Source organism: Vibrio sp. 1401, assembly GCF_033340295.1.
Genome location: NZ_JAWOWF010000006.1, coordinates 92,170 through 119,160 on the forward strand (window position 1 = coordinate 92,170; position 26,991 = coordinate 119,160).

Below are 26,991 nucleotides of genomic sequence, written 5' to 3' on the forward strand. Positions count from 1 at the left end.
TTCCTAATTCCAGCAATCACTTGGTTCTTCGACATTTGTTGACGTTAAAGTAATCGTTTTAGAACCAGTCAAGCACTCGTCGTCGTCTTGTCCCAGAGACGATTTTGCTGTTGCTGTAATGGTATAGGCCGTACTTGCAGAGCTCGCAATATCGAAAGAAAATCTATTTGTGTCTGAGTCACATAGAGTGCATGTTCCTCCAGAGAGAATATGACTCCAGTCGTACCCACCATCATAAGATGTCTCTAGCTCTAGCTGAATTCGACTAAGATCGCTCAAGGCAACCGTCCTATGAGACTTGATTACATGATTAGTGTAAGAGGGGTATGCGACTGCAGCAATGATCCCGACAATCACTACAGCTACCAGTAATTCGATCAATGTCATCCCTCTCAATCCTTTTTTGTAGCCGTTACAACGAGAAATTCGAATCATCACGAGTAGCTTCCTTTTCACTTTTCCGCCTATTTTTGGCAGGTGATAGCATCTGTGCAAGATGAATTACGGCCCTTTTGCCGTTTACATAGGAATTTGGGAAATGCCTCGCGGGTTTACGTTGTTGGAGCTTCTTATTACTGTTGCTGTACTGAGTATTATATTGGCGTTTGCAGCTCCAAGCTTTAGCCGTGTTTCACAAACTGTGCAAATGCAGCGATTAGCAACTGAATTAGCTGGCTTTCTAAGCCAAAGTAAGTCCGAGGCGGTAATGAGAAATCAAAAGTTATATATACATTTCTCTATGGCTAAAAACGTCGTTGTCAGTCAAGGTGCATGGTCTCTACAGTTAACTAACTCGTCTAGCGGCTCTGGGGGCGTAATTTTAAGCCTTTCCGGCTCCGCCTACTCTGAATTATCTTTGAAGCACAGCTACGATAATCAAAAAATAAGCTTCGACGAGGTCCGTGGACGACCCCAAGGAGGAAATATAGAGTTTTTCCCAACCAATGCTCAAAACATAAAACTACAAGCAAAGCTCTCCAACCCTCCCGGAAGGATTAAAATTTGTAGTAACTCTGGAGCTAAGTTATATGATTACCGTCAGTGCTAACAAACGTTATCAAATAGGTAGCTCTTTAATCGAATTGATGATTAGTTCTTTAATTGGATTAATTGTCCTTAGTGTAGTGGGCTCTATATTCTTGAGTTTACAAAAAACAGCAAAGGAAAAAAGCTTAGAGCTAAATTTATTGCAAGGTCTGAATATCACTTTATCTGTTATGAAAGAAGATATTCAAAGGGCAGGTTATGATGGTGGGAACGGTAGTTCACTCAAATTATCCGGAGCTACAGGAACCATAATGCTGAGCGGCGCCTCTTCTGTAGGGCTTGTGTATTTTAAAGAGGACTCAGCTGCCAATGAAGACTATCGAAATATTAAGTATGAGAAGAGAGATACTCGGTTTTTTATATGTGAAAAAGGCGTTGTGTCTCAAACACAAATATTATCTTTTGATGGTATAGATTTTTGTCGTTCTCTATTTGATGATGATATTTTCCAAGTTACCCAATTCACCGTTAGTTCAGAAACAGTGACTAATGGAGGAAATGTAAGTTCGGTCACGAGCGTTAAGTTAGGTTTGAAAACGATTGATGGAGTCTTTAGTGAAGTTGCGGAGTTTTCTATCAAACAAAGGAATTGGCAATGACATCTAAATATAGCTATTCCGGTTATACCACTTTGCTTGTGACTTCTATACTTTTATTACTTGCTTTAATTGCATCATTAGCATCATCCAAAGGTGTATTTTTTCAAATAAAAGTTGCGCAAAACGAAATAAAATCTCGACAAGCACATTGGTTAGCGGAAGGAGGTGTTGAATGTGCATGGGCGCAATTTAGAGTTAATAATATTGTACCTGCCGTAATAACAGATTGTGGCTCAGGGCTTTGGACGATTCCGAATTTTACGAGTACTTCAAATGGGTATTTGGTTACTTCTAATGTTGGATTTACAAGCATTAGTAAGGAGATTATTTTGGGAGGTAACTTGAGTTATGGTGCAATGCAGTCTAGTGCCGACATTTATTTTCATTCTAGTGCAACGTTCTCTACTCCAGACCCAGGGGAATTGAGCAGCGATGGGTGGGAGTGTATTGCGTTAAGGTATAAAAAGCGCTTTTACTCCTCTTCAGTTGATAATAAAGGCGTAATTCATGGAGAGTCTCCCTATGCCGATTTTAACAACCCTACAAATAAAGATTGTGCAAACACGACGGCAAACCGTCATCTCTCATCTAGTGTTGGCGGGGTTGGTGCTGGTGATGATTTTACTCAAGATACAGATTTAAAGCCATTTGAATCCTTCTTTGGAGTAAAGGCTGAAGAGCATAACGATGTCCGAGATAATGGTGTATTTCATGTTATGACGGGCTCAGTGGCTGATGGTATACCTAATTGTGGTGCTGCTTTAACAGCAGAAATTCAGTCAGGGAAGCATCATTTATGGGTGGAAGGGAGCTGTGAAATCAAGCAATCGGAATACAATGATTTAGTGAATGCTACATCATCGACCAATGGCGTAACAGTGCTCATTCATGATGGTCTTTTCTCCGTGATGGGACCACCGAGCTCCGGCGCTACATCAAATAAGTTTAAAGGGGTCTTGTTTCATTTCAATCATGATTATACCCCGACAACAGCGGATTGGGTTGGGTTCGAAGCCAATGCTCACCTAAATCATGTGCCAAGTGTTGTAGAAGACTCATACAGGACAATAGCTTCTTATTATCAGCATGGTTCTTTTACGGTATCTGGTGGTCAATATTTTGATAGTGAAGATCAGGCAGCGGTTTTCTTCGATTCTTTGGACTTTAGATACAATAAAGATGTGATAGACAATTCAAGGAATGCGCATGCAATTCCTAGATGGAAAAAAGGCTCCTGGAATGATCTCTAAACAAAAAGGATTTAACCTTCTAGAAGTCTTAATTTCTTTCCTGCTTCTTGGCGTAGGCGCGTTAGGTTTAACTAAGCTAAACGTGTATCTAGAACGCGAATCCGAATATGCCATAAGAAGTATTGAAGCACTTCGTCTAGCAGAAAACCAGCTCGAATGGTTCCGGACGCGTGGTGCTTCTGCGGCGATGTCTACCATCACACCTGCAAATTTTGCTTCTATTGCAACAGGCTCTTCTGTTACTGGATCTTATGTCGTCGAGTGGGAAGTTCCAGCTGCCACGGTTTCAGGAACACTGAAAACTATCACCATTACCTCTAGCTGGAAGGATAGAATCGGCGAGACGCGATCAGTTCAGCTTAAAACGATGATCTCACAATACAGTGAATTCGAAAACTAAGTTCAATTGCATACATAGGCTGAGACAAATGCGGATGTAATTCTTGTTTAATACCGAATTGGTCACGGTTAATAAATGGTTTTTGAACTGTTAATTGAGTTGATGTGCTACTGTTTTTATTATGTTTAATTGAAGTGGTGTTTTTGCAAAATATGTCTCCAATTATGAAAAAAAATCTAGAACCTTGTGCTTTCTCCATTAGTGTTTACTAGAATACTCGTTGGATAGTAGGTCGTTATAATTATTCAAATAGGCCTTGGCACCAACATCATTCACTATGGAGTTACCATGAGTAACCAAGCTGTAAATAAGGCACCATCATCGAAGCCGAGCGGGATGGAGCGCTTTTTAAACTTTATCGAGAGGACAGGTAACAAAATTCCTGATCCTGCGATTTTGTTCTTCTGGGCATTGATCATTACTTGGGCGGCGTCAGCACTTTTGTCGAATGTATCATTCGATCTTCCAAACCCTCGAACGGGCGAAGCTCTTAGTATCACCAACTTACTTACGGGCGAAGCGCTAGCAAGTTTCCTTGCTAACATGGTGACGACGTTTACTGGCTTTGCGCCACTGGGTATCGTACTTGTCGCAATGCTAGGTGTGGGTGTTGCAGATTCTTCGGGCTTTATTACGACGGGTCTTAAGAAGATGCTGAACTTCACGCCAGCTAAGCTTCTTACTCCAATGCTTATTTTGGTTGCCATTGTATCGCATACTGCGGCAGATGCAGGCTATGTTCTGGTTATTCCTCTGGGCGGTATTATCTTCCATGCGGCAGGTCGTCACCCTTTAGCAGGTATTGCGGCAGCATTTGCAGGTGTATCTGGTGGCTTCTCTGCAAACTTTATCCCTTCAGGTATCGATCCGCTATTGGCTGGCTTTACGCAAACTGCGGCGCAGGTTCTTGATCCTGAATATGTGGTTAACCCATTAGCGAACATCTTCTTCACTGGCCTATCCTCTATCATTATTGTGGGGATTGGTTGGTACGTGACAGAGAAAATCATCGAGCCTCGTTTATCAAAAATGCCAATTGATGATGATGCGGAAACCGCGCCAAACCTAGGTTCATTTACTGAACTGGAATCAAAAGCATTCCGTTATGCAGGTTGGGCAATGATGGCGGGTATTGCTTTACTTGTTGCAGCGTTAATTCCAGAAACATCAGCACTTCGCTCGCCTGAAGGTGAAATTACTGCCTTCTCAGCACCGATAATGAAGTCTATCGTGCCGTTGATCTTTATTCTGTTTATCATTCCTGGTTACGTTTACGGTAAAGTGTCTGGAACGTTCAAGACCAGCAACGACATTATCAAAGCGATGGCTGATACTATGTCAACCATGGGCGCATACATTGTTATGTCATTCTTCTGTGCTCAGTTCCTATCTGCATTTGCTCAGTCAAACATCGGTACGATGCTAGCGTTGTATGGCGCAGAAGGCTTAAAAGCGATGAACCTACCAGGTGAAGTGACCATCATCGGTATGATCCTTCTAACCGCGTCTGTAAACCTACTTATTGGTTCGGCATCGGCAAAATGGGCTTTAATTGGTCCAATCCTAGTGCCAATGCTAATGGCGGTTGGTATCTCGCCTGAGCTGTCTCAGGCGGCTTACCGTGTGGGTGACTCTGTATCGAACATCATTTCGCCTCTAATGGTATTTTTCCCTCTTGTTGTGGTTTACTGTCAGCGTTATGTGAAGTCGGCTGGTATCGGTACGCTTGCGTCACTAATGATGCCATTCTCGATCGCAATGCTGATCGGTTGGTCTATCTTCCTAGTTGCTTATTGGATGGTAGGTATCCCGTTAGGCATTCAAGCTCCTTACACTTACACAATGTAAAAACGTGTAGGGTGTGAAAGCCACTAATTGGCAGCCGAAAAGCGCAGGTCTTCGATCTGCGCTTTTTTGTTCTCGCACAACAAACATCGATAGGTCTTGTAACTAGGTTTTTTGGGGTTGCAGACTTTGTCCCGTGATGTGTTGCTGTAGTGAAACCGAAGTTGGTGATAAAATTCCTGACTTCAATCGTTTTTTGTTTCTTTGGAGCCTCCTTTGTCTAACCATCCGTTTACCCCTCAAGATGAATTGTTTATGCGCAGAGCGATGGAGCTTGCTGAGCAAGCAGAAGCTGAGGGGGAAGTACCTGTCGGCGCAGTGCTTGTCAAAGATGGTGAAATTATCGCTGAGGGCTGGAACCGCTCTATTGGCACCCATGACGCTACCGCACATGCTGAGATCCAAACACTGCGTAAAGCAGGCCAAAAGCTAGAAAATTACCGTCTTCTGGATACGACGTTATATGTAACACTTGAGCCATGCCCAATGTGTGCCGGAGCCTTATTGCATAGCCGCGTTAAGCGGGTTGTTTTTGGAGCGCCAGATTTAAAAGCTGGAGCTGCAGGAACAGTGCTTAATTTGTTTGAAAGCCAAGCAGCTTACCATTACGCCTTAGTTGAAAAGGGGCTGCTAGAAGATGAGTGCCGCACTCAGCTACAAGCGTTTTTTAAGCGCCGCCGAAAGGAAATTAAAGCGAAGAAGCAAGCACAAAAAGCATTAGAAAATGGAGAGAGCGAACAAGGTAGTAGGAGTAGTGAGGGCTAGCAAACACCTACAACGTGGTAGATGTTTGCTTGGACGCACTAGTGATTGACTAAATGTACAAAAACACGATTACGTGAACTTACTTTCTTTTTCATACATGTCAGTTTACGTTTACGTCGGATAGCAGCTACTGTGTTATTTAAACGCTTTGACTGCACTCTACGTCTTCTCATATTCAAAACCTCCTGCAGACAAGACTTATACCAGTAAAGCGCGGCTCATCGATGCTTGGCAATAGGCTCGATAATCGCACTAAACATTGTATGGTTTAAACGTTCTTCATTTGACTTCTGCATTGCACAGAGCCAGCAAACAATTTCAATACGATGCTTAATAATAGGAGTGACGTTATTTCGGCAGAGTGTAGCCGAAAGCGCCGCTTCATCAAGTGAGCTAAACCATGTGGTTGTAAAGTAATCTGTTACAAAGCAATCAGTTTTACTAACGATGAAGAAAAGGCGACCAACCAAAGGAATGGTTGAGTGTGGTTGGTGTCACTCAGAATATTGGAGTCTAGATAAGTTTTCGTTAGGACTCAACAAAAATGACGAGCTTCATAGGCTCGTCATTTTTTAGTTTACCGCGGGTTTATTCTTCAATGCTTTCTTGTTCGGTGTCTTCTTCAACCGTGACGTCAGAAGCGCCAGAGACTTGTTCTACGACGGTCTCTACTGCGCCCGATATCAAAATGTCGGGGTTGAGCGGCGGAATCACTTGCAAGTCATCGCTATTCTCATCAATCGCTGGCTGTTGGCTGACATGACCAATGATGGATTGGTAGTAACGTCGAATATTTTCTACGTAATTACGCGCTTCATCGCCTCTGGCGTACCCATAGCGAGTTTGACTGTAATAGCGCTTCTGACGCAGTAAAGGCAGCCTGTCTTTTACATCAGCCCAAGCGTTCGGATCGCCACCTTGTGCTTTGGTGAGTCGTCGTGCGTCCATCATGTGGCCGTAACCAATATTGTATGAAGCTAACGCAAACCATATTTTTTCATGCTCGTTAATGCTATCAGGCACGCGACTTACAATACGACGTAAGTACTCGACACCACCACGAACAGATTGCTCAGGGTCCAAACGGTCAGTCACCCCGACGCTTTTCGCCGTTGGCAGAGTCAGCATCATCATCCCCCTAACACCCGTTGGCGATTTTGCTGTTGGTTTCCAGTGTGACTCTTGATAAGCCAATGCTGCAATTAATCGCCAGTCGAACTCTTCGCTGTATTTTTGGAATAAAGGTGCCCATTTAGGCAATTTGTCATCCAGAGCTCGAATGAATGCGCGAGTATCAACGTAGTCAAATGCTTCAATATGACCAATGTACTTTTCTTCGAGGGTGGACAGTTCTCCTGATTGTTTGATGTTACCGAAAAACTCTATCAGCATTGCATACAAGCTTTCGTCTTCAGAACGTCGAGTAAACCAAGACACAGGTTGATCTTCTGTAAGTTCGAACGCGAGCGCAAGATCGGGGTAAAGGCGTTGAGCTAGGGAAAGTTCCACCGAATCAGTCACAGTAAAACGTAACTCACCCTTCGATACGTATTTGAGTAAGTCTCTCGTGTCAGCATCACCAACAATTTCAAACTGAAGTTCTGGATACTGCTTCTTTAACGCTGTTAGGGTCGGAACATATTGCGATTGTTCAACGATCTTTAATGTTTGAGCGCCTGCATTTGTATCTTCGTCGGACTCGTCGTCTTTCGAGGCTTGGTATTCAATGAGTTGTTCGATATCACGTGGTCGAAGTTGCCCTTTTTTATATACCACTTGTTGGCTTACATAATAATAGGCAGGGCCTGGTCTAAATCGTTTGACTGCTTGTGACGTTTGATTTAAACCCGTAGCGATGATATCGATATCTCCTTTCTTAAGAGCAGGAAAAAGCTCAGCCTGGCGAAAGGCTGGTTTAATCTCGAGTTTGACGCCGAGCTGCTCCGCAAACTGACGCGCCAATTCGTAATCCAACCCTGCGGGACCATCGGGACCTATGTAGTAGGAAAGCTGATTGTTTAGCGTGCCAACACGAAGCACACCACGTTCTTGAATTTTTTCAAATTCACTTTTGGGCTCCGACTCAATCTGGCAAGCAGAGAGTAAAAGAACAGAAACTAAAATTAGAGCACTGCGCTTGAGCCGGTTGAAGTGACTTATTTGCATTAATAGGTACATCTTGGAAAATTTCTATTTGCCTTTATATCAAAGCGAGCTCATGGGGCAAAGTGAATCACACACTTATAACGTGACATTGTGTGTTTTATCGACATTTTAGTTGTAATTCAAATTTGACAAAAAAAATGACGCAAACGGTTGCTTTTGATGTTACATCACAAAAACAATTACTATATAATGCGCTCGCAATGACGAGGTGGAATCGGCATAGGTTCGACAGGGCTTATTTTAAGTGTCTGAATTTATTCCAATATCACCTTAATCAATTGCATAAGAGACCTAAGCACATGAGAATTTTGCGTGGCTCCCCAGCTCTTTCTGAGTTTCGTGTTAATAAACTACTGGAACTTTGTCGTGAACAAGATCTGCCTGTAACTAGCATTTATGCCGAGTTTATGCACTTTGCCGATCTAAAGTCAGACCTTGATGACCAAGAGTTAGAAAAACTTGAAAAGTTACTAACTTACGGCCCAACCATCGAAGAGCATGAGCCTGAAGGTCTTCTACTTCTTGTCACGCCTCGTCCTGGCACTATCTCGCCTTGGTCTTCTAAATCTACCGATATCGCTGTTAACTGTGGTCTGGATAAAGTGAAACGTCTAGAGCGTGGTACGGCTTATTATGTCGAATCTTCAGTTGTTCTATCAGAAGCTCAAGCTGACGCTGTTAAAGCGTTAATTCACGACCGCATGATGGAAACAGTATTCACAGAATTTGAAGCCGCATCAGCATTATTTACTGTTGCAGAGCCTAAGCCTGTAGCACATGTTGATATCTTAGCTGGCGGTCGTCTGGCGCTTGAAGAGGCAAACGTTTCCCTTGGCTTGGCACTCGCAGAAGATGAAATTGATTACTTGGTAGAGAACTTTACTAAGCTTGGGCGTAACCCAAACGACATTGAATTGATGATGTTTGCTCAGGCGAACTCAGAGCATTGTCGCCACAAAATTTTTAACGCAGATTGGACTATCGACGGGGTAGATCAACCTAAGTCTTTGTTCAAAATGATCAAAAACACTTTTGAAACGACACCTGACTATGTGCTGTCTGCATACAAAGACAACGCAGCCGTTATGACAGGTTCTAAAGCGGGGCGTTTCTTCCCTGACCCTAAATCTCGTCAATACACGTACCACCATGAAGATACGCACATCTTGATGAAGGTAGAAACGCACAACCACCCAACGGCAATCTCTCCGTGGCCGGGCGCATCGACTGGCTCAGGCGGTGAAATTCGTGACGAAGGCGCGACGGGTATCGGCGGTAAGCCAAAAGCGGGTCTGGTTGGTTTTACAACTTCTAACTTACGTATTCCTGGTTTTGAACAGCCATGGGAAACCGACTTCGGCAAGCCGGGTCGTATTGTGAATGCGTTAGACATCATGCTTGAAGGCCCTCTTGGCGGCGCGGCATTCAACAACGAATTTGGTCGTCCAAATCTATTGGGTTACTTCCGTACTTACGAAGAAAAAGTCACTTCTCATGCGGGTGAAGAAATTCGTGGTTACCACAAACCAATCATGATTGCTGGTGGTATGGGTAACATCCGCGATGAACACGTACAGAAGAAAGAGATCCCTGTAGGTGCGAGCCTAATCGTACTTGGTGGTCCGGCAATGAACATCGGTCTTGGTGGTGGTGCGGCATCTTCCATGGCATCTGGTCAGTCAGCAGAAGATCTGGACTTCGCTTCGGTACAGCGTGAAAACCCAGAGATGGAACGTCGCTGTCAGGAAGTGATCGACCGTTGTTGGCAGTTAGGCGACGATAACCCAATCGCATTTATCCACGATGTGGGTGCAGGCGGTATCTCTAACGCATTGCCTGAACTTGTCGACGACGGTGAGCGTGGCGGTAAGTTCCAATTACGCGATGTACCAAACGATGAGCCGGGCATGAGCCCACTGGAAATCTGGTGTAACGAATCACAGGAACGTTACGTTCTAGCGGTAGCGCCAGAAAACATGGAAGCATTCGACGCCATCTGTAAGCGTGAACGCGCACCGTATGCAGTGGTGGGTGTGGCGACAGAAGAGCGTCATCTAACGCTAGAAGATTCTCACTTCGACAATACGCCAATCGATATGCCAATGGATATCCTGCTTGGTAAGCCACCGAAGATGCACCGTGACGCAACCACACTAAAAGTGGAAAGCCCTGCCATTGTTCGTGATGGTATTGAGCTTAATGAAGCGGTGGATCGCGTACTTCGTCTTCCTGCTGTTGCAGAAAAAACATTCCTAATTACTATCGGTGACCGAACAGTTACGGGTCTGGTTGCTCGTGATCAAATGGTTGGTCCTTGGCAGGTACCAGTAGCAAACTGCGCAGTAACAGCGGCAAGCTACGACACTTACTATGGCGAAGCAATGTCGATGGGTGAGCGCACGCCAGTGGCATTACTAGACTTTGGAGCATCGGCTCGCCTAGCCGTTGGTGAGTCACTAACGAACATTGCGGCAACAGACATCGGTGATATTAAACACATTAAACTGTCTGCGAACTGGATGTCTCCAGCGGGTCACCCAGGTGAAGATGCGGGTCTTTACGAAGCAGTGAAAGCGGTTGGTGAAGAATTGTGTCCTGCGTTAGGTTTGACTATCCCAGTTGGTAAAGACTCCATGTCGATGAAAACCAAGTGGGAAGAAAACGGCGAGAGCAAAGAAGTCACTTCTCCACTGTCGTTAGTTATCACGGCATTTGGTCGTGTGGAAGACGTACGTAAGACCGTGACTCCACAACTACGCACTGACAAAGGAAAGACTTCTCTAGTTCTTGTTGACTTGGGTAACGGAAAAAACCGCTTAGGTGCGACAGCATTGGCACAAGTATACAAACAGCTGGGTGACAAACCTGCTGACGTAGATAATGCAGAGCAGCTAAAAGGCTTCTTTGATGCAATGCAAGCGTTAGTACGTGATGACAAGCTAGTGGCTTACCACGATAAAGGCGACGGCGGTCTTTTTGTTACACTGGCTGAGATGGCGTTCGCGGGTCACTGTGGCGTAAAAGCGAACATCGCAAAGCTGGGTGACGATGCGCTAGCCGTTCTATTTAACGAAGAGCTAGGTGCGGTTGTTCAAGTTAAGAATGATGATCTAGATTCAGTTCTATCTACTCTGGCGGCAAACGGCTTAGAGGCATGCTCACATGTGATTGGTTCTGTTGAAGCTTCAGACGACTTTGTTATCACTTCTGGTGATGCAGTTGTGCTTGAACGTTCACGTACCGAACTACGCGTTATCTGGGCTGAAACAACGCATAAGATGCAAAGCCTACGTGATAACCCAGCGTGTGCAGACCAAGAGCACGAAGCTAAGAAAGACAACTCTGACCCGGGTCTAAACGTTAAGCTCAGCTTCGACGTAAATGAAGACGTTGCAGCACCGTACATTGCGAAAGGTGCTAAACCTAAGATGGCAATTCTACGTGAGCAGGGCGTTAACTCCCACGTCGAAATGGCAGCAGCGTTTGACCGAGCTGGTTTTGAAGCAACCGACATCCATATGAGCGATATCCTAACAGGCCAAGCGGTACTGGATGAATACCATGGCCTAGTAGCTTGTGGTGGCTTCTCTTACGGCGACGTATTAGGTGCGGGTGAAGGTTGGGCTAAGTCTATCCTGTTTAACGCACAAGCTCGTGAACAATTCCAAGCCTTCTTCAACCGTGAAGAGACGTTCTCTTTAGGTGTATGTAACGGTTGCCAGATGCTATCAAACCTGAAAGAGCTGATCCCAGGTGCAGACTTGTGGCCACGTTTTGTGCGCAACGAATCTGAGCGTTTTGAAGCGCGCTTTAGTCTAGTTGAAGTTCAGAAATCTGACTCTGTATTCTTCGACGGAATGGCTGGTTCGCGCATGCCAATCGCGGTTTCCCACGGTGAAGGGCGTGTAGAAGTACGTGATGCAGAGCACCTAGCAGCGATTGAAGCATCAGGTACGGTTGCGATTCGTTACGTGGATAACCTCGGTAACCCAACACAACAATACCCGAACAACCCGAATGGTTCGCCAAACGCGATTACTGGTTTAACAACAGCAGACGGTCGCGTAACTATCATGATGCCTCACCCAGAGCGCGTATTCCGCACAGTTGCAAATTCTTGGGCTCCGGAAGGTTGGGGTGAAAATGGCGCTTGGATGCGTATATTCCAAAATGCCCGTAAGAATATTGGTTAATTAACCAAAAGTTAATCTAGCTTAAGTAAAGCGTTGGTTGAGAGACCAACGCTTTCTTTTTTCTTATCACTCTTTTTTCTTCGTCGCTCTTTCTAGTGACTTGGCGAAACGTTGCTTTGTTCTGCCTCTTCTTTGTCATCTATTATCTAGCGTAAAAAACTTGCAGCGTTTAGATTACTTTTATGCTCTAATACCGCGCTTACCAAGGGATGGTGTTAAACAGCTCAGCTTAGATGGAGTTATCAAGTTGACCGAATCCCTGATTGATCCCTAAATCCCTTAGGAAATGAAAGAAATGTCTAAGAATCCAAAATTTGCTATCCGCGTCACTGAAAAACGTAACGGCTGGAGCGCAGAAATCACTCGCCAAGTGACATCTCGTAAGACTGTAGTATCAAAGCGTGAAACAGGCTTTGACAGCGAAGAGAAAGCACAAGCTTGGGCTGAACAAGAACTGGCTGGATTTATCCAAAACCAAGTGGTTCGTAACGAGCGTAAAGCAGCGCAACGTCAAGAGCGCGAAGCAGAACAACTAGCGGCAAAAGTTCGTAAAGAAGAAGCCCGCAAAGCACGTGAAACCGAAGTAGACACTGACGAAGAATAAGTTTAAATCGGTGAGATGGTGACGTTACCCATCAAACAAATAGTGAAAATGCCCTGAGTTTTGTCTCAGGGCATTTTTTATTTATATCGGCTAAAAACAATCCGACGATACGGACAAGCTAAACGTGCCGTCTTCAGGGGCTGCAAATTGTTTATTGCCAGGAAGAAGGTGAGGGTTATTAGCATAAGTGCGATGTGTCGATTTGACCTTTGCAGAATGTCTTTCCGGTAAATCAAAGTGTTGTAAGCCGTCAGATAGATCGTTTGCTTCACCGTAGTCGAAATGTGTTGCGACGTCTTTGGGCTGCTTGGCGTAACGACAGTGATCCGGCTTACCATCTTCGTGCCAAGTTAAAGAGTTAGTTTTTGCATCTAGATTCAGGTTATTTGCTGTTGGCTGTGCGTAAAAATCTTCTGAAACTTGGTGCTTGCTTTGTTCTTGTAAGTAGTCTGCAATGTTCTCAGAAGCTTGCGCTAGGCTACCTAAAGGGAAGAAGCAAATCAGAAGAAGCCGTGTTTTTAGATTGTTCATAATGTGTATGCAAGCAAAAGGAAATGATAATACTGATAAATAAAACGGCGTGCAATTATGGCCATTGGATACGATATAAAAGGGCAGTTAATGTCTGCCCTGCATCTTTTAGGTATGGTTAGTATTGATAAGTGAGGTGCAGTTTGACTTCGCGACCAGGCGAAGGCACGCCATTAGATAGGTATGCTTCGTAGTAACGATCGGTTAAGTTTTTCACAACCGCGCCAACGCTCAAGCCTTCGACTTGTTGTATTTCCCAAACCACGTAAGCGTTTTGTAGCGTGTATTGCTCACTTGGCGATTTCACTTTTAAATTATTACCGCTTGCCTTGGTTTTGGTTTGCGCATCATACCAACGGACTTCCCAGCCCGTACGTAAACCAGGAATCCATTCGTAACCTAAACCCAGATTAATGTTTAATGGCGGTACATCAGGATGATCATCATCTGAACCTGTAGAGTCAGATAGGCTACCTTTGTTTTTGCCGCGAATGTAACTTGCTGAGAAATTACTGTAGAAATCTTCAATCCGGTATTGTGAAATTAGCTCAAAGCCATAGTTTTTAAAGCCATCTAGGTTTGTATTCCAGCTTTGTAACTCAGTAGTATTTTTGTCGAGGTTTTCGCCCGTTCGTATATCAACTGTGTCGCTAACATCGTTATAGAACATAGTTAACTCTGTTGCGAGGTTATCGCGAGAGTTCACCAGCCCTTCCGTTAAGTTGATAACGCTTGCTTGATAAGCATGGATACGAGACACGTCCAGATTCAAAGCAGTAGCCGTAGCGGTAGCTCGCGCATATTGCACTGAGTAGATGTTATCAACGGTTGGTGCTTTTAAAGCGTAGGCGTAGGAGGCGTTTAAACGCGTATTATTGCTCGCATCAAAGTCGATATCCAAACGTGGGCTAAAGCCTTTATGCGTCGTTTCACCGTAGTTATGTCCGGCAGCTGGATCATTATAATCCGGCGCTGCGTTCCCTTTTCCTTCACTCTTGATGTATTCGTAACGCAGAGAAGGTGTGATTGTTAGGCGGTCTGTTGCTTGATAGTGATCAGCAATGTAAGCGGCATAAATTGACTGCGTGCCAGATGGTTCGTAGTAAGGGGTGTACCAACCGTAGTTTTTCGCTTCATTACTGTCGTATGATGCGTTGAATACTAACGAGTCTCTATCGGTTTTTTGATATTGAAGCCCAGTGACTAGAGTGTGATCTCCGAATTGCGCTTGGTTAAACACATCAACGTAATCACGCTCGTAACTCAGCCATGACTCATGACCGTAACTGCCAACAGAAACGAACATTTTCTCGAATGCTACGTCAGGGCGAACCCAATGACGATCGTTTTCGGAACGTGCCATTTTGATATTGAAATCAATATACGGGTTAGTCGGCATGTAGTGGTAAGAGATGGTCGTGGTGTTGTCCGTGTATTTGTTATCGACGGTGTAAGCGTATTGGGCTTTTTCTAATGAGCCGTATTTCTTGATATTGTATTCGGTGATGTTAGGCATTTTTCCGCGGCGGTTAGCCCAAGGTTTACGACCTTCATCTTTGTAGCGAGTGTGGCTAATTTCAAACTCGTGATCGTTGTTTTCATAACCGACCTTTACGAGCATGTTTTCTTGCTCATAACCTGAGTAATCCAGCGTTTCACCACCTCCGACTTTAATGTCATCAGAATCTTTTACCGAGCCATTCGCTAGAAAATAAAAACCAGTATCGTTTTTACCATAGAGTGTTAGCGTGTAGGCGTTCTCATCGCCGTTGGTGTTGTATGCACTTGAGATGCGAGCACCAAAGTTTCTTTCGCCGTACAGGAGATCATCGACACTTTTGGTTTTAATGCGAATGGAGCCACCAAACTTCCCGTTGAGTGCTCGATAGTCGTGCGCGCCCTTGATAATTTCTGCTTCGCCAATTAAGAACGGATCAAAAAAGAAGGTACCGTAGCGGTATTGTTGAAAGCCAATTGGAGCGCCATCGACAAACACGGCGATATCGCTTGGATCATCAAAACCACGAATGTTAATACGTTCGCCACCAGAACGACCGCCACCATCTATTGATGCACCGGGAACGGCATCGATCATTGAGGCAAAATTAGAGTACTGTTGCTCTTCAATCTCTGACCAATTAATGGTGGTTTGCGCAGGCTCAGCAATGGTAATAGGTTTGGCATAACGAACGCCTATGACTTCAAGCTCTTCATTTGGCGCTGTCTCGGCATATGAATAAAGAGGGAAGAGCAAAGCCAGTGAAATGAGATTTACTTTGAGTGGATGACTTTTTAATCGTTTCATATTGATGATTTATAGTGTTTTTATGCAGCTCGGATTATAAGAACATTATTACGATTAATAAATGATAATGAGATTAATTATCAAATGTGTTTTTGCGACGGATTGTAAAGTTTTTTATCCATTCGTGGAAACTACGATAAGTATCGTTAGCGTACATAAAACAAAAAGCCCAGCATCATGGACGCTGAGCTTATTGGCTTTAAACAAGATAGTGCGAGCACTGTTGCTCCTTTTGAGCTAATCAGGCGCCTACTTGGTAGGAATTACTGAGTTTCTAACGGTATCTGTCCGGTGGTCAGCGGCTCGGCATCGAATTCAGTGAGGCCTTCAATATAGCTTTCGACTGCTTGCTCTAAAGCATTATCACCTTGGTTAAAATAGGCAAGGTGGAAAATTGCATCGCCTTCGTTCACCAATGGTAATGTTTGTTGACCGATAACTAAACCACGCTTCGGGGCTTTTAGTTCTATCTCATCATGACCAAGAGGAGAGCTAATATAAGCGAGCGTTTCACCCTGTTCTACTTTGTCTCCCAGATTAACGACAGTACGCAAAATGCCGTTACCTGACGCGCGAACCCAGCTGGTGGACTTCGCTATGATAGGCTCAGGCAGCTTTTTCCTGCTCGCTCGCAACATACCAATGGCTTGCATTACGCGCCGAACCCCGAACACACCAGCGCTGATCGAAAGTGGATCAAAGCGCAATGCTTCGCCAGCCTCGTAGGTGAGCACTGGAATATCACATTTTTCTGCTTCACTGCGTAAAGAGCCATCACGCAATGCTGAATCAACAATCACTGGCGTTGCAAATGCTTGAGCAATACGCAGAGTTTCTGGGTTGCTTAAGTTTGCGCGGATCTGTGGCAAGTTCGTGCGATGAATGGCCCCTGTGTGTAGATCCAAAATGTAGTCACAACGCTTGGCAATGTTGTTAAAGAACCCGTGTGCCATACGAGATGCAAGTGCGCCTTTTTCACTGCCAGGAAAGCAACGGTTGAGATCTCGTCGGTCGGGCAAGTAACGAGATTTATGGATGAAACCAAAAACGTTAACGATAGGTACTGCAATGACAGTGCCTTTCAGTTTTTGTGGATCCAGTTGGTTAATGATCTGACGAACGATTTCTACGCCATTAAGCTCATCACCATGGATAGCAGCATTCACCATTAAAACTGGTCCTTCTTGTTTCCCATGGATTATTTCCACAGGAATAGATAAAGGCGAATGTGTATATAGCTTCGCTGCTTCAAATTCGATCTCTAATCGTTGCCCTGGTTGTATTTGATGTCCTAAGAGCTCAAACACTTTGCTTTTTTTACTTCTGGCCATAAACCATCTCTGTCAAATGCGTCATCAGCAATGTAACAATTGCTGCAAAATCGCACTAATCATTCTCATTAAGGACACGACAAATTACTTTAATCGTCATGCGTGAAATTTTGGTATGTGTGAAGTTTTTGTTTTCAATATGATCTTTTCTATCAGTTTAATACATAACAAGCCATAGAGAAGAGAGCGCAATAATAGCCTTAAAAAATGTGACTGTATTAAAAATAATACTGTTCATGGAGGACAAAAAAACGGACTTTTAACCCTACTTTTTATCCGATAATATCCGCGCCGAATTTGAGGTTTCACACTTTCTAACTAGAGGTTTTGATGAAAAAGGCAATTGCTAAAATTGGTGCATTGACTGCGGTAGCAGTTTCACTTTCAGGTTGCGTAGGTAGTAATGCCGTGACAGGTTATGTCATGGGGTTTAACTTGAAAGCTGTTGACAACCGTTACGCTCGAGGTGGCCTAAATATGCTTTTAGCGCCTGTTTATGGTGTCGCGATCGCAGCGGATTATATCGTGTTTAACTCTCTAGAATTTTGGACGGGTAAGAACCCGTTAAATGGTAAGCCACATATCTTCGATACAAAGGTAGATACTTACATTGATGTCAATCACCAGTTAGATAAGTCGTTAACGACGGCACCAATCGCACCATTAGCGGATAACCGTGTCATTGAGCAGGGGCGAATGCAGCAAATCGATGAGAACACTGTTCAAATGGATATTACTTACAGTAACGGTGAAAAGGCGACACTCATGGGTGTACGCGATGGTGAGTTTGTTACTTACTACATTGATGGTGAAGTTGCTGCACAAACCTCAATGGATGAATTAGCCGCTTACACGCAAAACCGTGTGTAGTTGGGTTCAACTAAACCAAAAAAAGGGTGCCGTATGGCACCCTTTGTCGTTTTTCGTGATTGAATTATGCTTTCTCTGGAATCGCTTCTAAAAGCGCGACCATCTGATCCCAGTACAACTGAACAGTATCAATCTTCACTTTCTCATCTGGAGAGTGAGGGAATTTTATTGTTGGACCGAAAGAAACCATATCCATGTGTGGGTATGGTTCTTTAAATAGGCCACACTCAAGACCAGCATGGATGACCATGATGTTCGGCTTATGACCGTAAATGCCTTCATACATATCACGGAAAATTGCCATGATCTCGGAATCTGCATCTGGCTTCCAGCCAGGGTAAGCGCCTGAGAACTGAATTTGCGCGCCTGCTAGCTCAGTAATCGAGCGCAGCATGCTTTCCACTTGGCTACGGCCAGAGTCAATGAGAGAACGAATCAAGCAAAGCACGGTGACTTTATTTTCTTCTGTGCTGATCACACCAACGTTTAGAGAAGTTTCAACAACGCCTTCCACCTCATCACTCATACGGATTACGCCGTTTGGACAAGCGTTAAGTGCCGCAATGAATCGTTGCTGATCGGCGATTGAAAATACTTGCGCGTCAGTCGTGATCACTTCATTAAAGGTTACGATACCTGTTTCGATTTTACCCAATTCAGTTTTAAGCAGCTCAGTGTAGTGGTTGAACAGCTCAGCAAGCTTGTCTTGGTTTTCGACAGGAAGCGCGACAGTAACAAACGCTTCGCGAGGGATTGCATTACGTAAGCTACCACCACGGAATTCGACTAAACGTAAATCAAGCTCTTGAGCATGACCGGCAAGGAAACGACCAAGTAATTTGTTGGCATTACCGCGACCTGTGTGAATGTCACAACCTGAGTGACCACCTTTTAGGCCTTTCAGCGTCAGTTGGCGTGTTACAAAACCTGCAGGCGTTGATTCTCGAGAAATATCGAAAGTCATGGTGCCATCAACGCCACCTGCACAACCCATGTAGACTTCGCCTTCTTGTTCAGAGTCTGTATTTAGAAGAATCTCACCCTCTAACCAACCAGCTTCAAGGCCAAATGCGCCAGTCATGCCTGCTTCTTCATCAATCGTCAGCAGAACTTCGAGTGGACCGTGCTTAATATCTTTAGATGCCAATACAGCAAGGCAAGAAGCCATACCAATACCGTTATCTGCACCAAGCGTCGTGCCTTTCGCAGTTACCCATTCGCCATCGATGTAAGGTTGGATTGGATCTTTGGTGAAGTCGTGTTCAGTGTCTTCGTTTTTCTGCGGCACCATGTCGATGTGTGCTTGAAGTACAACAGCCTTCTTATTCTCCATTCCTGGTGTCGCGGGCTTTTTGATGAACACGTTACCGGTTGGATCACGGCGAACGTCAAAGCCTTGCTCTGTTGCCCAGTTGATAATGTACTGTGCTAATGCTTCTTCATGTTTCGATGGATGAGGGATAGAACAAATCTTATCGAAAAACTGCCAAAGTGGAGCAGGTGATAAGGTACTGATCTCAGAATGGAACTCAGACACGGAGGACTCCTTTTGATGTGCTTTGCCAAATATATACCGTAAAAATATTATCAAGGTAGCATTAAATGCTAGACGATTTGGCCTTCAAATTGCCGTTAGCATACCACCAGATAAGGAGTACGAGTAGTCGCGATCACAAGGATTTCTCTCAGAACTGTCACAGTTTGTGAATACAATAACAAGCACTATGTGTTCTCTATCATATATTCTGAAAGTGGCTTTATTTTTTAATTCATAAAGTTGTAATTTAATTACACATAAACTTTGATAAAGGTCAATTTGTGCATTTTTTGTGATTTCAATCACTAAAATGCTTGTAATTAAATTTCTTGGTGGTATATTTGTAACCAGCTTCTGAGAGAAGAATGAAATGCTCAAAGGATGAGTCCGTTTTATCGCCTCCAAGGAACCGAGAAATCAACGAATGTTTAATTGATTTAAAAGGTGATAGTTATGAAAGGTTTACCAAGTACAATGTTCTGGAATAGCAAGTCTGTTTACACCGGTAACTTTGTATACCCAACAAGCTTTGGCTACTAAGTGAAGTCAACGCATGTGACTCGAACAGTTTGTTCACCCCTATAAATTGGAATTTTTTTTCAGTGATAGTGCTGACATGATTCACCGCCACCCAAATTGGGTGGCGTTTTTTTATCTCTATTTTCTCTTCCTGACTCACTTATTGCCATCAAAGCCTTCTTCTATTCCCCATTCTTCGGTTTTATCGACTTTTCCATCAAATCTGTTAGATACCATGTTTAAAATGGGCCTTTTTCATCTGAAAGTTTAGTACATTGCTCAGTTTTTATTCTCTTTTAGAGAACTGTGTTATCTGGGTTACCTATTGTTTTATAAGAATATATTTCTTTGCTTGCTATGATAGATTAGAGAATGTGTTTCATATCCAAAGAAAAAAAACGCATTAGAGTGAAGATTCTATCTAGAATTTGCTATTTGATAACTTTATAATTCCCGCCAATCGATTACGCAACCGTTTACTTTTTACCTTTACAGGATTCGATCATGCTCGAGAGGCTTTTTAAACTCAGTGAAAATGGCACAAATGTGCGCACTGAGATCATTGCAGGTGTTACGACCTTCCTAACTATGGCTTACATTATTTTTGTAAACCCAGCGATCCTGTCGGATACCGGTATGGACCGTGGCGCCATTTTTGTCGCGACTTGTCTTGCTGCCGCAATCGGCTGTTTTATCATGGGATTTGTTGCCAATTACCCAATCGCACAGGCACCAGGAATGGGCCTGAACGCATTTTTTACTTACTCTGTTGTATTGGGAATGGGTTATACGTGGCAAGTTGCGTTGGCGGCTGTATTTGTTTCTGGCCTTCTGTTCATTCTTTTAAGCGTATTTAAGATCCGTGAGTGGATTATTAACTCGATCCCGCATTCTCTACGAACAGGTATTTCAGCTGGTATTGGTCTTTTCTTAGCGTTTATCGCATTAAAAAATGCAGGTATCGTCGTTGATAACCCAGCGACATTAGTTTCTATGGGAGAGATCACATCATTGCCATCTGTATTGGCCGCGATTGGTTTCTTTCTTACGATTGCACTGGTTCACCGTGGTGTGAAAGGTGCGGTGATGATCGCCATTCTTGGCGTTACAGCGCTTGGTCTTCTATTTGGTGATGTGCAGTGGGGCGGTATTATGTCAACGCCACCAAGCATTGCGCCAACTTTCATGCAACTGGATTTCTCTGGTTTGTTTGAAGTAGGCATGATTTCCGTCGTATTTGCTTTCCTATTTGTCGATTTATTTGACACCGCAGGTACGCTCGTTGGCGTTTCTCAAAAAGCTGGTCTAACTGACGAGAATGGCAACATCCCTCGTTTAAACAAAGCGTTACTTGCAGACTCAACAGCAACGTCAGTAGGTGCATTACTTGGTACCTCCAACACGACATCTTATATTGAAAGCGTTTCTGGTGTAGCTGCGGGTGGGCGTACTGGTCTAACAGCCGTGGTTGTTGGTGTACTCTTCCTACTTGCTCTATTGTTCTCACCACTTGCGGGTATGATCCCTGCTTATGCAACGTCAGGTGCGCTATTCTATGTGGCGATCTTGATGCTGTCTGGGCTAGTAAGCATTGATTGGCGTGACCTAACTGAAGCGTCCCCAGTTGTTGTGACTTGTTTAGTTATGCCGCTAACATTCTCGATTGCAGAAGGTATCACGTTAGGCTTTATCGCATACGCGGCGATCAAGTTATTCAGCGGTAAGGGCCGTGAAGTGTCGATGAGTGTATGGGTGATGTCAGCCATCTTCATCGTTAAATACCTCGTCGGTTAATTTCTCGAGCAAAAAGCCAGTGTGGATTTATTCACGCTGGCTTTTTCTTTTTTTACGTTGTTCACAGAAGACGGTTTTTCTGCGGAATAGGCAGAGAATTTTGATATCACCGTTGGTATTAGCGGTGTGTTTCGGTAGAATAATCGTTTGCGCAGCTTGAAATCCTCGTCTCCAAACATTTTGGAGAAGTTAGTGAGCATTCCGCTTTTGAGTGACTTCGCTAGATTTTGAGGATGCATATTTTCAAATTATTAGGTTATTACAATGAGTAAAAAATTCATTATCACTTGGGATGCAATGCAGACTTACTGCCGTGAACTGGCTGAAAAACAAATGCCAGCTGAGCAATGGAAAGGAATTTGGGCGGTAAGCCGCGGCGGTTTGGTTCCTGGCGCTATTTTGGCTCGTGAACTGGGTATTCGTTACGTTGATACAATCTGTATTTCAAGCTACGACCATGATCATCAGCGCGACATGACGGTACTAAAAGCACCTGAAGGTGATGGCGAAGGTTACCTAATCGTTGAAGACCTAGTAGACAGTGGTGATACAGCGCGCAAACTACGTGAGATGTATCCAAAAGCGAAAATGATCGCTGTGTGTGCGAAACCATCAGGCAAAGAGCTGCTGGATGATTACGTTGTAGATATTGCTCAAGACACTTGGATCGAGCAGCCTTGGGATATGTCAATCCAGTATGCTGAGCCAGTAAACCGTAAGCAAAAATAAGCGCGGTTAAAGAATATTGAGAAATGCCCCTTTATAGGGGCATTTTTTTTATTATGATATTAAATCATGCTAATAGCCTAGGGTTCTTCCTATGTCTGAAGACGTCAGTAAAAATCTTTCCGAAACTTTGTTCGTGAAACATAAGCAAGCAAAAGAAACCTCCGCGCTTACCCAGTACATGCCGACCAGTAAAAAAATACTTGATGAACGAGAAGCGCAAGGTGATCGTGCTTGGTATCGTCATTTGCGTCGCTTGCAATGGGCTTGGCAAGGATTGTCTCCGATCGAAATGGAAGGCGTACTGTCCAAAATTGCTTCATCTTCTCACTCGCGAACCAATGATGATTGGTTAGACACTGTAATGGGTTATCACAGTGGTAACTGGACATTTGAGTGGATCAAGCTTGGTATGGATCATCAGAAGCGAGCAAATGAAATGCAAGGAGAAGAGGCAGCGGATGAACTCTTCACTGCTTCTTTGTGTTTTAGTATTGCAGGCTACCCACATTTAAAAAATGACAATTTGGCATCGCAGGCTCAAGTACTGGCAAACAAAGCGTATTCTGACGGCGCAGAAAAAACTAAGTACACCATCAAGCAAATTGAAGTGCCTTACCAAAATCGCAAAATCATCGCGAACCTCCATTTACCAAGAACGGATAAACAGTTGCCTGTGGTCATGGTGAGCGCTGGTTTGGATACTCTACAAACCGACATGTGGCGTTTGTTCCGTAATCGTCTTGCACCGCGAGATATTGCGATGTTAACCGTGGACATGCCTTCGGTAGGGCATAGCTCTCATTGGCCCTTGACCGAGAATTCAAGTTGCCTACATCAAGCGGTATTGAATGAGCTTTACTCGCTACCTTGGGTTGATCATCACAAAGTGGGGTTAGTTGGGTTTCGTTTTGGTGGTAATGCCATGATCAGACTCTCTTTTGTTGAGCAAGAAAAGATCAAAGCTTGTGTCGCTCTAGGCGCACCCGTACATGATATTTTTACTTCCCCTCAGAAGTTACAAAAAATGCCGAAGATGTACCTAGATCTTTTGGCTTCCCGTTTGGGGAAAAATGCGGTTGATATTAATAGCATGGCTGGTCAGATGATGGCGTGGTCATTGAAGGTTCAGGGCTTCCTGAGCAGTCGAAAAACCAAAGTGCCTATTTTGGCTTTGAGTCTTGAGGGCGATCCAGTGTCGCCACACAGTGATAATCAACTTGTTTCTCTATTTAGCCAGTATGGTAGAGCGAAAAAAATCAGTTCCAAAACAATTACAAAAGGATATGAGCAATCCCTCGATTTAGCCATAAAGTGGCTAGAAGATGAATTATTAGGGTGACAATTCTCCTAAATTAGTTAAGAGTGATATATCTGAGCAAAAAATAAGCTCATGATAATTAAAAATAATAATCATTCTTGGGTGTTTACTTTTAACTATGAAAACGGAGATTCATATGTCAGAGACGACTCAGGGCCCGACTCACTTTCGCTTGATGTCAAAGTTGAAGGCGATAGGGCCTTACCTGCGCGAACCACAATCGCAAGAAGGGCGCTATTATTTTGATTGTTTATCTGTATGTGTAGACGACAAAAAATCGCCTGAGAAGCGTGAATTTTGGGGCTGGTGGATGGATTTGGAATCCATCGAGGGAGGCTTTACTGCTAAATATCATATTGGCAAGTACAACAAAGAAGGGCAATGGGTATCTGAAGCCCTTCCCAAAAAAGTGGTAGAGGAAGTGTATCTCACGCAGAGCACATTCCATCAAAAGCTGGTTGATACTTTAGAAGAACACTTCAAATTAGAAGTCGAATATCACACGGAGTCTTTCGATTTCGCTTAATTTGGTTGTTTTCATTTAATACCAAACAAAAAGGTGCGAAAACGCACCTTTTCTCTTGTTAATTCCCTATTTGATTGTTAAAACATCCTCTCTTTATTTGTTTTTCACTTCAGAAGACATCATGACAACGAATCAACAAAATGCAGTTGTTTCACAACCACAAACTGTCGTTGTGAAACTGGGTACAAGTGTGCTGACAGGCGGCACTCTGGCACTCGACCGTGCACACATGGTTGAGTTAGCACGCCAGTGTGCTGAGCTTAAAAAACAAGGCCATTCAATCGTAATGGTTTCGTCTGGTGCGATTGCAGCAGGCCGTGAGCATCTTGGTTACCCCGCATTGCCCAACGAGATGGCGAGTAAGCAGTTACTTGCCGCGGTGGGGCAGAGTCGCTTGATTCAAACATGGGAGTCTTTGTTTGGTATTTATGGTATCAAGATCGGCCAAATGTTACTAACCCGTGCCGATTTAGAAGATCGTGAGCGATTCCTTAACGCGCGTGACACTATTAATGCGCTCGTTGCGAACGATATTGTTCCTATCGTAAACGAAAATGATGCCGTTGCGACTAGCGAGATTAAAGTTGGCGATAACGACAACCTTTCCGCTTTGGTAGGCATTTTATGTGGTGCAGATAAGCTCTTGCTTTTAACGGACCAAAAAGGTCTGTTTACTGCTGACCCTCGTAAAGATCCGAACGCAGAGCTTATCAAGGAAGTAAAAACCATCGACGATACGCTGCGTAAAATCGCAGGTGGAAGCGGTACAACATTGGGTACTGGTGGTATGGCAACGAAGCTGCAAGCCGCAGACATCGCTCGACGCGCAGGTATCGAGGTTATTATTGCTGCTGGTAGTGCGCCGAATGTTATCTTTGACTCTCTAAGTGCTGAACCTCAGGGCACGCGCTTCCTACCTTGCGCTGAAGCCTTAGAGAACCGTAAACGCTGGATTCTAGCGGGACCTGCGGCATCGGGCGACATCGTTATTGATGATGGTGCAGTCAATGCTGTGGTCGGCAAGGGGAGTAGCCTACTTGCTAAAGGGGTCATCAAAGTTAGTGGTGACTTCGCACGAGGCGAAGTGGCGCGTGTAACAAACGCTCACGGTAAGTTGGTGGCTCGTGGCATCAGCGCCTACTCAAGTGATGACCTAACTAAAATTACGGGCAAACACAGTAAAGATATCATCTCTATTTTGGGGCATGATTATGGCTCTGAGGTGATTCACCGCGATGATCTGGTCGTCATTCAGGAATAGAATTAGAGGGAAGCAAAGTGGATTTAACGAATATGGGTAAAGCTGCTAAAGATGCAGCTTTCGAATTAGCGACAGCGTCAACTGCGCAAAAGAACCAAGCATTAGCCATCATCGCTGATGAGCTAGAAGCAAACTCCGCTGCTATTTTGGCGGCAAACGCTAAAGACATCGAACTTGGCCGTGAAGCGGGTTTAACCGATGCGCTGCTCGATCGCCTTTTGCTTAATGAAGAACGATTGACTGCAATTGCGAATGATGTTCGCAACGTCATTAGCTTGAACGATCCTGTAGGCAGTGAAATAGACAGTAAGGTACTGGAAAATGGGATGTCACTGTCTCGTCGTCGTGTGCCGCTTGGTGTCGTAGGCGTAATTTATGAAGCGCGTCCAAACGTAACCATTGATATTGCAGCGTTGTGCTTGAAAACCGGCAACGCAAGCATTTTACGTGGTGGCAAAGAGACATTTTTCTCGAATATGGAATTAGTGAAGGTTATTCAGTCTGCGCTCGCAAAGGCGAACCTTCCAGCCGCTTCTGTGCAGTACATTGAAAAACCAGATCGTGAGCTTGTTTCTCAATTGCTTAAGTTGGACGATTACGTCGACATGATCATTCCACGCGGTGGTGCTGGCCTACACAAAATGTGTAAAGAAAACAGCACGATTCCGGTGATTATTGGTGGCTTTGGTATCAGCCATATCTTTGTCGACGAATCCGCTGATCTAGAGAAATCCCTGAATGTGGTTGAGAACTCTAAAGTTCAACGTCCATCTGCGTGTAACTCATTAGATACGCTGCTCGTGCATGAAAAAATTGCAGCGCAATTCCTACCAATGATCGTAGAGCGCATGAACGATAAAGTGACCTTCGTGACAGAGCCTAAGGCAAAAGCACTGATGGCTCAAGCAACACAAATTCGCGATGCTGTTGAAGGTGACTTTGATACTGAATGGTTGAGCTACACTCTTGGTGTAAAAGTTGTGTCTGATGTGAAAGATGCCATTGTTCATATGCGTGTCCATAACGCGAGCCACTCAGATGCGATCATGACCAATAGTTTGGAAAACTCAGAACTGTTCATCAATTCTGTCGGTTCGGCGGCGGTTTATGTGAATGCTTCAACGCGCTTTACAGACGGTGCGCAATTTGGCCTTGGCGCAGAAGTCGCAGTATCTACGCAAAAGCTACATGCACGCGGTCCGATGGGCTTAGAAGAGCTAACTAGCTACAAGTGGGTTGGTAAAGCGAACTACTTAGCACGCAGTTAACACATTCGACGAGATCTTGAGTGAAAAAGGGGCCTTTGCGCCCCTTTTTGTTTTGTCTAACATACCAATTCCGCTACACTACATGAGCTTTTATTTCGGTTTGAAAGCGTTATACCCAAATAGCTTTAATAGA

Annotated in this window: 21 protein-coding genes; 15 read left to right on the forward strand and 6 right to left on the reverse strand. The window is 44.2% G+C overall.

The genetic code is table 11. The features are described from left to right. Window positions 1–3: 3 nt before the first annotated feature. Window positions 4–435 (reverse strand): type IV pilin protein, encoded by a 432-nt coding sequence (locus tag R7Z77_RS05310; protein ID WP_054579037.1) that lies wholly within the window; start codon window positions 433–435, stop codon window positions 4–6. Between the two features lie 103 nt (window positions 436–538). On the opposite strand from R7Z77_RS05310, the gene R7Z77_RS05315 reads away from it, so the two are divergent. The 6 genes from R7Z77_RS05315 to tadA all read left to right on the forward strand — a co-directional run bounded on the left by R7Z77_RS05315 (window position 539) and on the right by tadA (window position 5,906). Further along, window positions 539–1,048, forward strand: coding sequence for a GspH/FimT family pseudopilin (locus R7Z77_RS05315; RefSeq protein WP_005381616.1), 510 nt, complete (start codon window positions 539–541; stop codon window positions 1,046–1,048). Continuing rightward, complete coding sequence (locus R7Z77_RS05320; protein WP_005381615.1) at window positions 1,029–1,646, forward strand: PilW family protein; 618 nt, start codon at window positions 1,029–1,031, stop codon at window positions 1,644–1,646. Before R7Z77_RS05315 ends, R7Z77_RS05320 begins: the two co-directional genes overlap by 20 nt. Beyond that, entirely contained in the window at window positions 1,643–2,896 is a 1,254-nt protein-coding gene (locus tag R7Z77_RS05325) for a hypothetical protein (RefSeq protein ID WP_005381607.1), read from the forward strand. Before R7Z77_RS05320 ends, R7Z77_RS05325 begins: the two co-directional genes overlap by 4 nt. Continuing rightward, entirely contained in the window at window positions 2,886–3,296 is a 411-nt protein-coding gene (locus R7Z77_RS05330; protein ID WP_213967776.1) for a prepilin-type N-terminal cleavage/methylation domain-containing protein, read from the forward strand. The genes R7Z77_RS05325 and R7Z77_RS05330 overlap by 11 nt, the downstream gene beginning before the upstream one ends. A gap of 288 nt (window positions 3,297–3,584) precedes the next feature. After that, window positions 3,585–5,144, forward strand: a complete 1,560-nt coding sequence (locus tag R7Z77_RS05335) for an AbgT family transporter (protein ID WP_017820592.1) — start codon at window positions 3,585–3,587, stop codon at window positions 5,142–5,144. Between the two features lie 252 nt (window positions 5,145–5,396). Next, the gene (tadA, locus tag R7Z77_RS05340) at window positions 5,397–5,906 is read left to right on the forward strand and encodes a tRNA adenosine(34) deaminase TadA (RefSeq protein ID WP_373921587.1); all 510 of its coding nucleotides are present in this window, start codon (window positions 5,397–5,399) and stop codon (window positions 5,904–5,906) included. A gap of 588 nt (window positions 5,907–6,494) precedes the next feature. Here the strand turns inward: tadA and mltF are convergent. Next, on the reverse strand, window positions 6,495–8,072 hold the full coding sequence (gene mltF, locus R7Z77_RS05345) for a membrane-bound lytic murein transglycosylase MltF (RefSeq protein WP_181881277.1): 1,578 nt from the start codon (window positions 8,070–8,072) through the stop codon (window positions 6,495–6,497). Between the two features lie 299 nt (window positions 8,073–8,371). Between mltF and purL the strand changes: the two genes are divergently transcribed. Together purL and R7Z77_RS05355 are read left to right on the forward strand one after the other, a co-directional pair. Continuing rightward, window positions 8,372–12,265 carry a phosphoribosylformylglycinamidine synthase gene (gene purL, locus R7Z77_RS05350; protein ID WP_213967777.1) on the forward strand — a complete coding sequence of 1,298 codons (3,894 nt, stop codon included), beginning with the start codon at window positions 8,372–8,374 and terminating at the stop codon, window positions 12,263–12,265. A gap of 295 nt (window positions 12,266–12,560) precedes the next feature. Then, a complete protein-coding gene (locus tag R7Z77_RS05355; RefSeq protein ID WP_025998700.1) occupies window positions 12,561–12,869 on the forward strand; it encodes a DUF3622 domain-containing protein in 309 nt (102 codons plus the stop codon). Window positions 12,870–12,959: 90 nt separating this feature from the next. Here the strand turns inward: R7Z77_RS05355 and R7Z77_RS05360 are convergent, their stop codons facing one another. The 3 genes from R7Z77_RS05360 to R7Z77_RS05370 all read right to left on the reverse strand — a co-directional run bounded on the left by R7Z77_RS05360 (window position 12,960) and on the right by R7Z77_RS05370 (window position 17,036). After that, the gene (locus R7Z77_RS05360) at window positions 12,960–13,400 is read right to left on the reverse strand and encodes a DNA-directed RNA polymerase subunit beta (protein WP_213967778.1); all 441 of its coding nucleotides are present in this window, start codon (window positions 13,398–13,400) and stop codon (window positions 12,960–12,962) included. Window positions 13,401–13,518: 118 nt separating this feature from the next. Continuing rightward, the gene (locus R7Z77_RS05365) at window positions 13,519–15,705 is read right to left on the reverse strand and encodes a TonB-dependent receptor domain-containing protein (RefSeq protein WP_017635690.1); all 2,187 of its coding nucleotides are present in this window, start codon (window positions 15,703–15,705) and stop codon (window positions 13,519–13,521) included. 263 nt (window positions 15,706–15,968) lie between these two features. After that, window positions 15,969–17,036 carry a succinylglutamate desuccinylase/aspartoacylase family protein gene (locus R7Z77_RS05370; RefSeq protein WP_054576939.1) on the reverse strand — a complete coding sequence of 356 codons (1,068 nt, stop codon included), beginning with the start codon at window positions 17,034–17,036 and terminating at the stop codon, window positions 15,969–15,971. 330 nt (window positions 17,037–17,366) lie between these two features. On the opposite strand from R7Z77_RS05370, the gene R7Z77_RS05375 reads away from it, so the two are divergent. After that, the gene (locus tag R7Z77_RS05375) at window positions 17,367–17,906 is read left to right on the forward strand and encodes a DUF3332 domain-containing protein (RefSeq protein ID WP_053306530.1); all 540 of its coding nucleotides are present in this window, start codon (window positions 17,367–17,369) and stop codon (window positions 17,904–17,906) included. A 64-nt stretch (window positions 17,907–17,970) separates the two neighbouring features. On the opposite strand, the gene R7Z77_RS05380 is transcribed toward R7Z77_RS05375, so the two are convergent. Next, window positions 17,971–19,443 carry an aminoacyl-histidine dipeptidase gene (locus tag R7Z77_RS05380; protein WP_017820602.1) on the reverse strand — a complete coding sequence of 491 codons (1,473 nt, stop codon included), beginning with the start codon at window positions 19,441–19,443 and terminating at the stop codon, window positions 17,971–17,973. A gap of 1,023 nt (window positions 19,444–20,466) precedes the next feature. Between R7Z77_RS05380 and R7Z77_RS05385 the strand changes: the two genes are divergently transcribed. The 6 genes from R7Z77_RS05385 to R7Z77_RS05410 all read left to right on the forward strand — a co-directional run bounded on the left by R7Z77_RS05385 (window position 20,467) and on the right by R7Z77_RS05410 (window position 26,858). Beyond that, window positions 20,467–21,756 (forward strand): NCS2 family permease, encoded by a 1,290-nt coding sequence (locus R7Z77_RS05385; protein WP_005381592.1) that lies wholly within the window; start codon window positions 20,467–20,469, stop codon window positions 21,754–21,756. 264 nt (window positions 21,757–22,020) lie between these two features. Beyond that, window positions 22,021–22,485: an oxytetracycline resistance phosphoribosyltransferase domain-containing protein Tet(34) gene (gene tet(34) / locus R7Z77_RS05390; RefSeq protein WP_005381590.1), complete on the forward strand. Its 465-nt coding sequence runs from the start codon at window positions 22,021–22,023 to the stop codon at window positions 22,483–22,485. A gap of 91 nt (window positions 22,486–22,576) precedes the next feature. Then, window positions 22,577–23,824 carry an esterase FrsA gene (gene frsA, locus R7Z77_RS05395; protein ID WP_064353673.1) on the forward strand — a complete coding sequence of 416 codons (1,248 nt, stop codon included), beginning with the start codon at window positions 22,577–22,579 and terminating at the stop codon, window positions 23,822–23,824. Window positions 23,825–23,939: 115 nt separating this feature from the next. Continuing rightward, the gene (gene crl / locus R7Z77_RS05400) at window positions 23,940–24,329 is read left to right on the forward strand and encodes a sigma factor-binding protein Crl (RefSeq protein WP_005381584.1); all 390 of its coding nucleotides are present in this window, start codon (window positions 23,940–23,942) and stop codon (window positions 24,327–24,329) included. Between the two features lie 121 nt (window positions 24,330–24,450). Next, window positions 24,451–25,590, forward strand: coding sequence for a glutamate 5-kinase (gene proB / locus R7Z77_RS05405; protein WP_005383771.1), 1,140 nt, complete (start codon window positions 24,451–24,453; stop codon window positions 25,588–25,590). 17 nt (window positions 25,591–25,607) lie between these two features. Beyond that, on the forward strand, window positions 25,608–26,858 hold the full coding sequence (locus R7Z77_RS05410) for a glutamate-5-semialdehyde dehydrogenase (protein WP_025768889.1): 1,251 nt from the start codon (window positions 25,608–25,610) through the stop codon (window positions 26,856–26,858). The last annotated feature ends 133 nt before the right edge of the window (window positions 26,859–26,991 follow it).